The sequence below is a fragment of the Pseudomonas sp. AC016 genome, from assembly GCF_979253365.1.
Genome location: NZ_CEEDCC010000001.1, coordinates 5,344,939 through 5,358,762, shown reverse-complemented (window position 1 = coordinate 5,358,762; position 13,824 = coordinate 5,344,939). Strand labels below are relative to the sequence as shown.

The window sequence follows — 13,824 nt, the reverse complement described above, 5'->3', positions numbered from 1 at the left end:
TGGAACGCAGAGCGTCCTGGGCTGCATGCCCACGCAGAGCGTGGGCATGCCTCACAAGACGCTCCGCGTCCCGGGGACACACAGAACCCTCGGCGCAAACCGACCCAATGGAACGCGGAGCGTCCCGGGCTGCATACCCACGCAGAGCGTGGGCACGATCACCAATCGCCACACTGATCGTTCCTCACGCTCCGCGTGGGAATGCCTCACAAGACGCTCCGCGTCCCGGCGGACACACAGAACCCTCGGCGCAAACCGACCCAATGGAACGCAGAGCGTCCCGGGCTGCATGCCCACGCGGAGCGTGGGCACGATCATCAATCACCACACCGATCGTTCCTCACGCTCCGCGTGGGAATGCCTCTCAGGACGCTCCGCGTCCCGGCGGACACACAGAACCCTCTGCGCAAACCGACCCAATGGAACGCGGAGCGTCCCGGGCTGCATGCCTACGCAGAGCGGGGTGCAGCCATGAATAACTGGATAAGCGCCCTCGCCGATCTGCAGGCCCGTGGCGAGCCTGGAATTCTGGTGACGATCATCGAGGAGCTGGGTTCGACGCCGCGCAATGCCGGTTCGAAGATGGTGGTCAGTGCCGAGCGGATTCACGACACCATCGGTGGCGGGCATCTGGAATACAAGGCCATGGAGATCGCCCGTGAAATGCTCGCCAGCGGCACGCGGCAGACCCGGCTGGAGCGCTTCAACCTGGGCGCGAGCCTGGGCCAATGCTGCGGCGGCGTGAACGTGCTGCTGTTCGAGCCCATGGGCGAGCCGGTCGCGCAGATAGCCGTATTCGGAGCCGGGCATGTCGGCCGCGCGCTGGTGCCGCTGCTGGCCAGCCTGCCCTGCCGGGTACGCTGGATCGATTCCCGCGAGAACGAATTCCCGGAATCGATGCCTGATGGCGTCGTAAAGATCATCAACGATGAACCGGTCGATGAAGTCGCGAATCTGCCTGCAGGCAGTTACTGCATCGTCATGACCCACAACCATCAGCTCGACCTTGAATTGACCGCCGCCATCCTCAAGCGTGGCGATTTCGGCTACTTCGGCCTGATCGGTTCGCGCACCAAGCGGGTCAAGTTCGAACACCGGCTGCGTGAACGCGGTTTCGAGCCCGGCCTGCTGCAACGCATGCGCTGCCCGATGGGGCTCGCTGAAGTGAAAGGCAAGCTGCCCATCGAAATCGCCGTGTCCATCGCCGCCGAGGTCATCGCCACCTACAACGCAGACTTTGGCCAGCAACGCGCCAACACCCAACCTATCGCCAAACTGCTGCCCGCCTCGCGTCGCAGCAGGTCGTCATGAGATGCCCATGAGTTCAGTTACGTCCCGCAAAGCCTATCGCGCCGCCATCATCCACAGCATTGCCGACCCTGCCCAAGTCGGACCTGATGCGTCCTTCGAATACTTCGCGGATGGCCTGATGCATGTCGAAAACGGCAGGATCACTGCCATCGGCCACGCCGAGGAGCTGCTGGCAACGCTGGATGACGATGTCGAGCTGATCGAATACCCGGACGCCCTCATCACGCCCGGCTTCATCGACACCCACATCCACCTGCCGCAGACCGGTATGATCGGTGCGTATGGCGAGCAACTGCTGGACTGGCTCAACACTTATACTTTCCCCTGCGAGCGCCAGTTCGCCGATCCTGAGCATTCGGCGCAGGTCGCGGATATCTTCATCAAGGAACTGCTGCGCAACGGCACCACGACGGCGCTGGTATTCGGCAGCGTGCACAAGGAGTCGGTCGAGGCGTTCTTCAGCGCCGCGCAACAGCTCAACCTGCGCATGATTGCGGGCAAGGTGATGATGGACCGCAACGCGCCGGACTATCTGGTGGACACACCCGATTCAGGCTACGCCGACAGCAAGGCGCTGATCGAGCGCTGGCATGGGCAAGGTCGTTTGAGCTACGCCGTCACGCCGCGCTTCGCCCCGACCAGCAGCCCCGAGCAACTGGCGCTGGCGGGCCAACTGCTGCAGGAATACCCCGGCCTGTACATGCAGACCCACATCAGTGAAAACCTGCAGGAAGTCGAATGGGTCAAGGCGCTGTTCCCGGAGCGCAAGCACTACCTGGACGTCTACGACCACTTCAACCTGCTGAGCGAACGCTCGGTGTTTGCCCACGGCGTGCACCTGTGCGACGCGCAGTGCGCGCGACTGGCAGAAACCGGCTCGGCCATTGCCTTCTGCCCTACCTCGAACCTGTTTCTGGGCAGCGGCCTGTTCAACTTGCCGATGACCGAGAAGCACAAGGTCAATGTGGGTCTGGGCACCGATGTCGGTGGCGGCACCACTTTTTCGATCCTGCAGACGCTGAACGAGGCGTACAAGGTCATGCAGATGCAAGGCGCACGGTTGAGTCCGCTCAAGTCGTTGTACCTCGCGACACTCGGTGGCGCACGGGCGCTGCGTCTGGAGGACAAGGTCGGCAGCTTCAAGGTCGGCAACGAAGCGGATTTCGTGGTGCTGGACTACAACGCCACGCCGCTGCTGTCCTACCGCTTGAAGCAGGCGAAGGACATTGAAGAGATTCTGTTCGTGCTGATGACCCTCGGCGATGACAGGACCGTCAAGCAAACCTGGTCGGCAGGTGAACGGGTGCATGTGCGGGGGTGAATGCAACCTGTGGGAGGCGGCTTGCCGGCGAAGCGTTTTTTCAGGCCACGCGGCTGTGACTGGCCTGACGCCATCGCAGGCAAGCCGCCTCCCACAGTCACGTGTTTGCTGCGCGACAGCGCCAGGTTGAATACTTGATCGCGCCTCCCACACATTCAGCGAGGCAGGCTTTAGCCACTGAAGCTTGAACGCCTGTCAGGCCAGCCCCAAACTTTCGGCTGCCACCGGCACCACCAGAATCCCCGCCCGCAAGCCGTTCTTCACCTTCGGGTTCGGGAAGATGATCCGCGCGCCCTCTTCCTGCACCACCCAGCGTGAATCACTCACGTCTTCAGCAAGCACGAAGCCTTTTTTCAGCGGCGAGAAGTTCTCCACGTCATCGGCCAGATGAAACTTGAAAGCGTCGCTGCGCTTGATCACTTCCCGTGCCACGCTGAACAGTTGCAGGCCGTCGAGCGAATCGTCCGGCTCGGGCTCGGTGCCTTCGATCAACTGCTCAAGGCTCGCTCGCAGCGGCTCTAGGTTGACCTGCTGGTTCTGACCGAACGGCCGGGCCTTGCCCAGTTCAAGGGTGAAGGCTTCGACGCCCAACTGATCGTAGGTGTAGGCGCTGAACACGATCGACGGCTTGTTCTGCAACAGCACCGCGCTCATGCCTGCGGCGCGCAATCGGGCCAGTTCGCGGCGTGAATGCTTGCGGCCTTCTTTCCAGGGATACAGCGCAAACTGCTCGATCTTGGAGCCCCGGATCGCGGTGTGCAGGTCGTAATGCAGGCGGTAGCGGTCCGGCAGCTTGAAGAAGCTGGCCGCCAGCCGCTCGAGCTCACAGGCCCGCAAGGCCTCGGAACCGCCGTTTTGTTCGTGACGGCCGTTGAACAGCCGATTGACGTCCTGCTCGACGAAGCGTGTGCCGCGGCGCATGGCCTCGGGGTTGCCGAACAGGAACAGAATACGTGCGCGCGGTTTCAGATCGCCGCGCGCAATGCTGCGGATCAGTTGATCCAGCAGCTCGATGGGGGCCGTCTCGTTGCCGTGGATACCGGCTGACAGCAGCAGGTCAGTGCCGTTATCACGAGCCTCGGGCGGGCGAACTTCCAGCGCCCCCTCGCCCAGCCAGCGCATGCGCACGCCTTCGACGGTCAGTTGAGTCTTTTCCGCCGGCTCACGTCCGGCCAGGGTCAAATCAAGCAGTTTGCCGAGAGCGAGCATGGCGCTTCCTTACGGGTTGTTTCAGTGGTTGCAGTCAGGACCGTGCACATGGCCGTCTTCTTCGGCACCCATGTCGGCCGGTTCCATTTCCAGCTGCAGGCTGACCAGATTGGTGGCCAGTGGACGCAGCAGTAGGTTGGCGTATTCGGCGTCGTCTTCTTCGACGTCAACGCCGATCAGCAGTTGGCCACGGCCGTCCTGCTGAATCCACAATTCCTTGCCCTGCCAGATGACGGCAACGCGGGTGCAGGAGGTTTCCAGCTGGGTGCCATCGGTGTCTTCGAGGATTAACTGCAGGGCGTCGCTCATGTTCGGAATGCTCTTGAAAGGGAAAATCATGCGTCGGGCCGTGGCTCGACGCGCAGGTTTCAAACGAGTTGAAAAGGATAAACGGCGCCCAGTTTAAGGATTTGCGTCAGTTCATCCAATGCCGTTCGGCATTCGGTCAGCAATCGGGGATCGGCCAGATCGTTTTCGCTCATGCGGTCACGGTAGTGCCGGTCGACCCATTGCGTCAGGGTTTCGTACAGCGGCGCGGTCATGATCACGCCGGGATTGACGGCCGCCAGTTCGGTTTCATTGAGCGCCACCCGCAAGCGCAGGCAGGCCGGACCACCGCCGTTCTGCATGCTCTGCTTGAGGTCGAACACCTTCACCTCGGCCACCGGACTGTCATCCGTGATCAGGCGTTGCAGGTAGTTCCAGACGCTGCTGTTGGCCTGACATTCCTGCGGCACGATCAGCAGCATCGAGCCGTCAGGGCGCGACAGCAACTGACTGTTGAACAGGTAAGAGCGCACCGCATCGGACACCGAGACCTCGGCACGCGGCACGCAGATCGCCGTTAACTGGCCGCCAACCCGCGCAAGTTTCTCGCGCAGTTCGTCCAGCATCGAGTCAGTGTGAAGGAATGCGTCCTCGTGGTAGAACAGCACCTCGCCATTACCCACCGCAATCACGTCATTGTGGAACACGCCCTGATCGATCACCGACGGATTCTGCTGGCCGTAGACCACGCCTTCATCGCTCAGACCGTGCAGACGGGCAACGGCTTTCGAAGCCTCCAGCGTCTGCCGGGCCGGGTATTTCTGTGGCGCGGGATAGCGGGTGTCAAAGGCGCTGCGCCCGAACACGAAAAACTCCACACCCGCCTCCCCGTAGTCCCGGCAAAACCGCGTGTGGTTCGCCGCGCCCTCGTCACCGAACTGGGCGACGGCAGGCAAGGCAGCGTGATGGGCGAAGTGCTGAGAATCGACGAACATCGCGCCCAGTACGCGGCTGGTGGTCGGATGCTCGATGCTGCGGTGGTACTTGCAATTGAGGTTGGCGGCCGTGAAGTGCACGCGGCGGTCGGCCGTGTCGGCACTCGGGCTGACAGTCGCGGCATTGGCGACCCACATGCTCGACGCCGAGCAACTGGCGACCAGCAGCGGCATGTCCTGCCGTGCGGCCTTCTCGATCACCTGCTCGTCGGTGCCAGTGAAACCCAGTTGACGCAGACCCGCCACGTCAGGCCGTTCCTGCGGTGCGAGCACACCCTGGGTGAACCCCAGGTCCATGAGCGCTTTCATCTTGGCCAGCCCCTGCAAGGCTGCTTCACGCGGGTTCGAGCATTGCTGGCTGTTGCTCTGGGACGCGACGTTACCGTAGGACAACCCGCCGTAGTTGTGGGTAGGCCCGACCAGACCGTCAAAATTCACTTCACAGGATTTCATCGGCAAGGCTCCGTGGATCTGTTTTTATAAGCAATCGTTCGCGCACTGTCAGCTCAGCCTGATGCCCGGAGTCAGCGTGGTCGGCAGCGTCAGGCTACCGGTTTCAAGGGATGCCACTGGATACGCGCAGTAATCGGCGGCGTAATAGGCGCTGGCGCGATGATTGCCCGACGCACCCACACCACCAAATGGCGCGCTGCTGGCTGCACCAGTCAACTGCTTGTTCCAGTTGACGATACCGGCGCGGCTTTCCAGCCAGAACTGCTGATAGCGCGCTTCGGAGTCCGACAGCAGACCGGCTGCAAGGCCGTAGTGCGTGTCGTTGGCTTCGGCAATGGCCGCGTCGAAATCGGCGTAGCGAATCACCTGCAACAGTGGGCCGAACAACTCTTCGTCGGAGCGCTCGCTGACAGCCGTCACATCGATGATGCCGGGGGTCAGCAAGGCAGACTGGGCCAGCGGCTGACGCATTTCAAGCAGCGACACCGCGCCCTTGGCCAGCAGAATGCGCTGGGCGTCCAGCAGGCCGAGCGCGGCGTCCAGCGAAATCACCGAGCCCATGAACGGCGCAGGCTGCTGATCGAACGAGCCGACTTCGATGGTTTCGCTGACTGCAACCAGACGGGCCAGAAAGGCATCGCCCCACTCGCCCTGCGGCACCAGCAGCCTGCGTGCACAGGTGCAACGCTGACCGGCGGAAATGAAAGCCGACTGGATCACGGTGTACACCGCAGCGTCCACGTCCTGCACTTCATCGACCACCAGCGGATTGTTGCCGCCCATTTCCAGGGCGAGGATCTTGTCCGGACGGCCTGCAAACTGCTGATGCAACGCGTTGCCGGTGCGACTAGAACCGGTGAAGAACAGCCCGTCGATACCCGGATTGGCGGCCAGCGCGATGCCGGTTTCACGATCACCCTGCAACAGGTTGAGCACACCGGCTGGCAGCCCGGCTTCGATCCAGCACTTGACGGTCAGCTCGGCGACTTTCGGGGTCAGTTCACTGGGCTTGAACAGCACGCTATTACCGGCCAGCAGTGCAGGCACGATGTGACCGTTGGGCAAGTGACCGGGGAAATTGTAAGGGCCGAATACGGCAACCACACCGTGCGGCTTGTGGCGCAGCACCGCAGTGGCGTCGCCCAGCGGGCCGCTTTTTTCGCCGGTGCGCTCGCGATAGCTCTGTACCGAAATCGCGACCTTGTTGACCATGGTGGTCACTTCGGTAACCGATTCCCACAGCGGCTTGCCGGTTTCTTCACCGATACAGCGCGCCAGTTCGTCGGCGTGATGCTTGAGACGTGCAGCGAAGGCTTCGAGCACGTCGATGCGCTCCTGCAACGAACGCCGCGCCCAGCCCGGAAAGGCCTGTCGGGCGGCCTGCACCGCCAGATCGACCTGCCCGGCCGTCGCGCCCTGACCGGACCACAGCACCTGCTGGGTCACCGGATTCAGCGACGTGATGGTCTCACCCTGCCCGGCCTGCCAGGCACCTGCGATATACAGCGTACTCATCAGACTCCCTCCCGCGCCGCCGACAGCGGCACTGCCCGCACGTTGTCGCCAGCACTCATGCGCAGGCGTTTGGCGGTCATCGGATCGACCACCAGGGTGCCTGCGGCAAAGCGCGCCGGTCCGACCGTGATGCGGCAGTCCTCGCGCTTGCGGTTGTAGATCAGAAATTGTGGCGCATCGTCGCCCGGCGTGCCGATGGCCAGGACCAGCGCCTGGCTGTCGTGTACCGCCCGGATCTTGCCGGTTTCGCATTCGATAGCCGGCCCGGCGTCGAAGATGTCGACGTAGCCCTGATAACTGAAGCCTTCGGCCTTGAGCATGGTCAACGCGGGCTCGGTGTCAGCGTGTACACGGCCGATCACGTTGCGGGCATCTTCGGACAGAAAACAGGTGTACAGCGGAAACTTGGGCATCAGTTCGGCGATGAACGCCTTGTTGCCGACACCGGTCAGGTAATCGGCCTGGCTGAATTCCATCTTGAAGAAGTGTCGGCCCAGACTTTCCCAGAACGGCGAACGTCCGTTCTCGTCGGACATGCCGCGCATTTCGGCGATGATCTTGTTGCCGAACAATTTCGGAAACTCGGCAATGAACAGCATGCGCGCCTTGGACAGCAGGCGGCCGTTGAGGCCGTTGCGTGCGTCGCTGCGCAGGAACAGGGAGCACAGCTCCGAGTTGCCGGTCAGGTCGTTGGCCAGGAACAGGGTCGGAATCTCGCGATAGATGTTCAGTTCCTGCGACGCGCTGACAGTCAGGCCGACCCGGTAGTTGTACCAGGGCTCACGCAGGCCGACGGCACCGGCAATGGCCGAGATACCCACCACGCGTCCTTCATCGTCTTCGAGCACGAACAGGTAGTCCGCGTCGCCCCGCTCGGCTTCGCCGCGAAAGGTCTTTTCAGCCCAGCCAACACGATGCGCCAGGCGCTGCTCGTTGGCTGGCAGGGTCGTCAGACCGGCACCGGTACTGCGCGCCAATTCGATCAGCGCGGGCAGATCACTGCTGCGTACGGGACGAACGATCATGTTATCTCCTCAGCGGCTCTCAAGAGCCTCGAAACTCGCTTAACAGCTTTCGCAGGTCTGACTCAGACCGCCACGATCCGCACACTGGCACCTTCACCGACACCCAGCGCTTCGGCGGCCTGCAGGCTCAGCACCACCGGACGACCAGGCGCCCAGTCCAGCTCCAGCAGCACGGCGCGGTAATCCTGCAGCAGACCATTGGCGACCAGATACGGACGTCCGCCCCGGCCGACATCACTGGCATTGCCGCTGTTGGCGCCCGCTTCGATCTTCACAGGAACAAGTCTGCTCTGGGCAATCGAACGAATGCCGGAGACCCGTGCGTGCAGGGTCGGACCGCCGTCGAAAATGTCGATGTAGTGATCGGTTTCGAAGCCTTCGCGCATGAGGATGTCGAAGGTGATCTGTGCACGCGGGTGCACCTGTCCCATGGCTTCCTGCGCTTCATCGGGCAGCAGCGGCACGTAGATCGGGTAATGCGGCATCAGTTCGGCGAGAAAGGTGCGGCTTTTCAGCCCGCACAAACGCTCTGCGGCAGCATAGTTGAGGTCGAAGAAGTTACGACCGATGGCGTCCCAGAACGGCGAGTCGCCATTCTCGTCGCTGTAGCCGACGATCTCGGTCACCACCGAATCGGCAAAGCGCTCGGGATGACTGGCGACGAACAGCAGGCGGCCTCGGGAGTTAAGTTCCGACCACGGCGTGCCGACCAGTTCAGGCACGACATAGAAGCTGGTCAGGAGGCTGTTGCCGGTCAGGTCGTGACACTGCGACAGCACGTGAATCTTGTTATGGATTTTCAACTCGCGAGACGCGTGCACAAAGGTCTCGTTGCGAAAGCTGTAGAACGGCTCGGAATAGCCCGCCGAGGCGACGATGCCCGAACAGCCCACCAGTTGTCCGCTCTCGCTGTCTTCCAGCACGAAGAAGTAGGTCTCTTCGCCGTTGAAGCTGACTTCTGCAGCGAACGAGGCCTCCGAGGAGCCGATCTTGTCGCTCAGGCGGCCAGCATCGTCGGGCAAGGACGTGACACCAATCGGGCTGTCGGCGGCGAGGCGTTGAACCTCGGCCAGATCAGCCATTTGCGCGGGGCGCATCACCAGCATGGTGCCACTCCTTGTAGATCCACAGGCCGGAACGACCGGCGCTAAAAAAGCACCACGCGGCGTCTTGCCCGCAGGGTGCCAGAAAAAAGGCCGGTGCCCGCCCTGGCGGGCACCGGCAGGTAACGCGTTGACTCAGGACGTCAGTTTGGCGACGGCGCGCTCGAAGCGGTTCAGGCCTTCGTCAATGTCGGCGTCTTCGATCACCAGACTTGGCGCGAAACGAATCACGTCAGGGCCGGCCTGCAGAATCATCAGGTCCTGAGCTTCGGCCGCATTGAAGAAGTCCTTGGCCTTGCCTTTCCAGGCATCGGACAGCACGCAGCCGATCAACAGACCGAGGCCGCGCACTTCGGTGAACACACCATATTGCTGGCCGATCTTTTCCAGACGGGTCTTGAACCGCTCGTGCTTGGCCTTGACGCCCGCCAGTACTTCAGGGGTGTTGACGACGTCGATCACCGCCTCGCCCACAGCGCAGGCGAGCGGGTTGCCACCATACGTGGTGCCATGTACGCCGACGGCCAGGTGTTTGGCGAGTTTGTCGGTGGTCAGCATGGCCGCCAGCGGGAAGCCGCCGCCAATGCTCTTGGCGCTGGAAAGAATGTCCGGGGTCACGCCGTAATGCATGTAGGCGAACAGATGGCCGCTACGACCCATGCCGCTCTGCACTTCGTCGAACACCAGCAGGGCCTTGTGCTCGTCACACAGCGTGCGCGCGCCTTGCAGGTATTCCAGCTCGCCGGGCAGCACACCGCCCTCGCCCTGAATCGGCTCCAGCACTACCGCGCAGGTCTTGTCGGAGACCGCCGCTTTCAGCGCCTCAAGGTCGTTGTAAGGCACGTGGCTGATGCCGGTGATCTTCGGGCCGAAACCGTCGGAGTATTTCGGCTGACCACCGACGCTCACGGTGAACAACGTGCGACCGTGAAAGCTGTTCACGGCGGCGATGATTTCGTACTTCTCAGGCCCGTACAGGTCATGCGCCACACGACGGGCCAGCTTGAAGGCGGCTTCGTTGGCTTCGGCACCGGAGTTACAGAAGAACACGCGATCGGCGAAGGTCGCGTCCACCAGCTTTTTGGCCAGACGCAGAGTCGGCTCGTTGGTGAAGACGTTCGACACATGCCACAGATTATTGGCCTGCTCGGTCAAGGCACCGACCAGCGCCGGGTGGCAGTGGCCCAGAACGTTGACGGCGATCCCGCCCGAAAAATCCACCAGCTCACGGCCCGCCTGGTCCCAGACTCGGGAGCCCGCGCCACGTACAGGAATGAACCCGGCCGGCGCGTAGTTGGGGACCATTACCTGGTCGAAATCGGCGCGTTGCACCGCAGCATGCTCAACGGACATCGGAGTCTCCTGATGAGGAACGCCTGCCTGAAACTGGCGAGCGATAGAAAGATTGTAAGGACAGATTCGGCTTCGACCTTGCCGCCAGGCGACAACTTGTTACAGCGCAAAACCGTGTTTTTTCAAGGTTTTCGGCAATGCGACATATTGCGTCACAAAGGCGCAGTTTAAACCGATTGGGGGGCGGGTGTCTGGCCCGGCGCTGTCGGCGCGCGCAGATTGATGCGCCGCCGTGACAGAGGTGTTTCAGCCGCGCTCTGCCGGCACAGGAGAAAGCTCGAACGGGCTGCTGCTGCGTCGCTGGTTGCGGTCTTCACGGGGCGTGGCGCCGAAGAAGTTGCGGTAAGCGCTGGAGAAGTGCGGCCCGGAGGAGAAACCGCAGGACAGGCCGATCTGGATGATCGATTTGCTGGTCTGCATCAGCATCTGGCGTGCCTTGTTCAGGCGCAGTTCCAGGTAGTACTGGCTGGGCACGCGATTGAGGTACTGCTTGAAGATGCGCTCCAGCTGACGACGCGACACGCAGACATGCTGGGCAATCTCATCGGTGGTCAGCGGCTCTTCGATGTTGGCTTCCATCAGCAGCACCGCCTGGGTGAGCTTCGGATGGCTGGAACCCAGCCGGTTCTGCAACGGGATGCGCTGACGCTCACCGCCCTCGCGAATGCGCTCCACCACCAGTTCTTCGGAAACCGCACCCGCCAGTTCAGCGCCATGATCCCGGGACAGCACTGCCAGCAAGAGATCGAGCACCGACATGCCGCCGCAGGCCGTCAGGCGGTCGCGGTCCCAATCGAACAAGTGGCTGGTGGCGATGACTTTCGGGAAGCGCTCGCTGAAATCGTCCTGCCAGCGCCAGTGCACAGCGGCGCGATAGCCGTCGAGCAACCCGAGTTGCGCCAACGGGTAAACGCCCGCCGACAGACCGCCAATCGAACAGCCGGCACGCACCAGTTGCTTGAGGGCACTGCCGAGCACCGATGCCACAGGAGCAGGTGGCTCGTCCGCCAGCAGAAACAGCTTGTCCAGCCCGTCCAGACGCCCGGCCCAGGGCTCGCCCGGCAATTGCCAGCCGCCGGTAGCGGCGGGATCGGCAGGTTCGGCCTGCAGAAACGACAGTTCGTAGACCACTTCAGGGTGCACGCGCTGGGCCATGCGCAAGGCTTCCTCGGCAAGCGCCAGGGTCAGGGCTTTGGTGCCAGGCCAGACAAGGAAACCTATTCGATGGGCAGTCATTGGGACATCCGATACGTATCGCCGCAAAAGCCAAGCCCATGAACAGGCTCGATCTGGAATCTCCAGGTCATGTCGCGTGTCGCGCAGCATGCCCTGTTCCGTTGCAAAAAGGCACCGCCGAAGCGGTGCCACTCATCACTTCAAGCTGCCGGACAGAAACTGCTGCAGGCGCTCGGTCTGCGGATTGGCCAGCACTTCACGCGGGTCGCCACGTTCCAGCACCACGCCCTGATGCAGAAAGACCAACTGGTTGGAGACTTCACGGGCAAAGCCCATTTCGTGGGTCACCACCACCATGGTCCGGCCTTCCTGCGCCAGACCCTGCATGACCTTGAGCACATCGCCGACCAGCTCAGGATCGAGTGCCGACGTCGGCTCATCGAACAGCATCACCTCAGGCTCCATCGCCAGCGCGCGGGCAATCGCCACGCGCTGCTGCTCGCCACCGGACATGTGCCCCGGATAGGCATCCTTGCGGTGCCCGACGCCGACCTTGGCCAGGTAATACTCGGCCTTTTCCAGCGCTTCCTTCTTCGGAACGCCCAGCACATGCACCGGCGCCTCGATGATGTTCTGCAGCGCAGTCATGTGCGACCAAAGATTGAAATGCTGGAACACCATGGACAGGCGTGAGCGCATGCGCTGCAACTGCTTGCCGTCCGCGGCCTTCAGACCGCCGTCCTTGTTCGGGACCAGCTTGAGCTCTTCACCATTGAGCAGAATCTTGCCCGCATGAGGCTGCTCAAGCAGATTGATGCAACGCAGAAACGTGCTTTTGCCCGAGCCGCTGGAGCCGATGATGCTGATCACATCGCCAGCGCTGGCCGTCAGGGACACGCCCTTGATCACTTCATGGCTGCCATACCGCTTGTGCAGGTCCTGGACTTCCAGTTTGTTCATGCTTTGGTTTCTCACGGAACGATCAATCACTGAGCAGGCGTCCCTGACGCAGCGCCGTGCGCCCCGCCACTTTGGCCAGCCAGAAACCGGGTTGAGCGTAGCGAAGCCGCTCGATGGCAAACAGCACACCGGCAGTATTCGCGCAAAGGGTGCTGACCTGATCGGACAGCGGATCGATGACTTCGAACAGCGGCTCGCCGGGCTCGACCCACTCACCAGGGGCGCGCAGGAACGTCACCACACCGGGATGCGGCGCGTAGAGCAATTCAGTGCCTTCGAACGGCATGCCTTCGCAGGCTTCATGCGCGGGCTGAGGCCAGTCGCCACTGATAAAACCCTGTTCGGCCAGAAACGCCAGAATGCCTTCGGCATGGGCTTGGGCTTCGGGCCTGCCGGTGTCGGCCTGACCGCCCAGCTCGATGGTGGTCGCCAGACACGCCAGTGGAATCTGTGCCTGCGGGAAGATCCGCGACAAACGCAGCCACGGCAACGAACAGGCTTCGTCGAATGAGCTGCCGCCAGAATCTTCGGCAAGCAACCCGACCTTGACGTTCAGGTGCGCCGACAACGAACGCCACTGCGGCCAGTGCTGGGGCAGCGCGTACATGTGCAGCGCGGCATCGGCGTCGCAGTGCAGATCGAGCACCACGTCAGCAACGCAGGCGTGCTTGAGCAGAATCCGCTGCATGCCCTGCAGCTCGCATTGCGGCGCAGGCAGACGCTCGAGCACGGTGCTCATGGCCTGACGAATCAACTGAGTATTGGCGCGCGGATCGTCGCCCAATTGCCCTTCCAGCAACTCGGCAACCGGTTCGCTCAATTCAGTGAAGTCGCGATTGAAGTTCTTGCCGCTGCCGAATTCGAACCGCCCTTGATGCGCGCCTTGCAGCAGTTGGCCGAGGCCCAGCGGATTGGCGACCGGCACCAGTTCGATGATGCCTTTCAGCGCGCCCTGTTGCTCAAGCTCGGTGAGGCGTTTCTTCAACTCCCACGCAGTGCGCATGCCCGGCAGTTCGTCGGCGTGCAGGCTGGCCTGAATGTAGGCCTTGCGCTCGCCGGAACCGAAACTGAAAACGCTCAACTGGCGCTGGGTGCCGAGGGTGCTCCACGGCAATACATGATCGACTCTTTGCATT

Annotated in this window: 12 protein-coding genes; 2 read left to right on the top strand and 10 right to left on the bottom strand. The window is 62.3% G+C overall.

From position 1 onward, the window contains the following. Positions 1-471: 471 nt before the first annotated feature. Positions 472-1,311 (top strand): xanthine dehydrogenase accessory protein XdhC, encoded by an 840-nt coding sequence (gene xdhC / locus AC0IXS_RS24110; RefSeq protein WP_057410983.1) that lies wholly within the window; start codon positions 472-474, stop codon positions 1,309-1,311. Positions 1,312-1,318: 7 nt separating this feature from the next. Beyond that, positions 1,319-2,632 (top strand): guanine deaminase, encoded by a 1,314-nt coding sequence (gene guaD, locus AC0IXS_RS24105; RefSeq protein WP_122667485.1) that lies wholly within the window; start codon positions 1,319-1,321, stop codon positions 2,630-2,632. A gap of 195 nt (positions 2,633-2,827) precedes the next feature. Here the strand turns inward: guaD and astE are convergent, their stop codons facing one another. The 10 genes from astE to AC0IXS_RS24055 all read right to left on the bottom strand — a co-directional run bounded on the left by astE (position 2,828) and on the right by AC0IXS_RS24055 (position 13,823). Beyond that, complete coding sequence (gene astE / locus AC0IXS_RS24100) at positions 2,828-3,841, bottom strand: succinylglutamate desuccinylase (protein ID WP_122667486.1); 1,014 nt, start codon at positions 3,839-3,841, stop codon at positions 2,828-2,830. 21 nt (positions 3,842-3,862) lie between these two features. Beyond that, positions 3,863-4,150, bottom strand: coding sequence for a hypothetical protein (locus AC0IXS_RS24095; RefSeq protein ID WP_004886111.1), 288 nt, complete (start codon positions 4,148-4,150; stop codon positions 3,863-3,865). Positions 4,151-4,209: 59 nt separating this feature from the next. Then, positions 4,210-5,556 carry an N-succinylarginine dihydrolase gene (astB, locus tag AC0IXS_RS24090; protein WP_122667487.1) on the bottom strand — a complete coding sequence of 449 codons (1,347 nt, stop codon included), beginning with the start codon at positions 5,554-5,556 and terminating at the stop codon, positions 4,210-4,212. A gap of 48 nt (positions 5,557-5,604) precedes the next feature. Continuing rightward, on the bottom strand, positions 5,605-7,074 hold the full coding sequence (astD, locus tag AC0IXS_RS24085; protein ID WP_162236566.1) for a succinylglutamate-semialdehyde dehydrogenase: 1,470 nt from the start codon (positions 7,072-7,074) through the stop codon (positions 5,605-5,607). Then, a complete protein-coding gene (astA, locus tag AC0IXS_RS24080; protein ID WP_025992932.1) occupies positions 7,071-8,096 on the bottom strand; it encodes an arginine N-succinyltransferase in 1,026 nt (341 codons plus the stop codon). The genes astD and astA overlap by 4 nt, the downstream gene beginning before the upstream one ends. Positions 8,097-8,158: 62 nt before the next feature. Continuing rightward, positions 8,159-9,202, bottom strand: coding sequence for an arginine/ornithine succinyltransferase subunit alpha (gene aruF, locus AC0IXS_RS24075; RefSeq protein ID WP_004886120.1), 1,044 nt, complete (start codon positions 9,200-9,202; stop codon positions 8,159-8,161). A gap of 132 nt (positions 9,203-9,334) precedes the next feature. Beyond that, the gene (locus AC0IXS_RS24070) at positions 9,335-10,552 is read right to left on the bottom strand and encodes an aspartate aminotransferase family protein (protein WP_057410978.1); all 1,218 of its coding nucleotides are present in this window, start codon (positions 10,550-10,552) and stop codon (positions 9,335-9,337) included. 246 nt (positions 10,553-10,798) lie between these two features. Further along, on the bottom strand, positions 10,799-11,788 hold the full coding sequence (gene argR, locus AC0IXS_RS24065; RefSeq protein WP_025994313.1) for a transcriptional regulator ArgR: 990 nt from the start codon (positions 11,786-11,788) through the stop codon (positions 10,799-10,801). Positions 11,789-11,923: 135 nt separating this feature from the next. Beyond that, positions 11,924-12,688 (bottom strand): ABC transporter ATP-binding protein, encoded by a 765-nt coding sequence (locus AC0IXS_RS24060; RefSeq protein WP_029244297.1) that lies wholly within the window; start codon positions 12,686-12,688, stop codon positions 11,924-11,926. Positions 12,689-12,710: 22 nt separating this feature from the next. Further along, positions 12,711-13,823, bottom strand: coding sequence for a M14 family metallopeptidase (locus AC0IXS_RS24055; RefSeq protein ID WP_137202471.1), 1,113 nt, complete (start codon positions 13,821-13,823; stop codon positions 12,711-12,713). Position 13,824 lies beyond the last annotated feature (1 nt).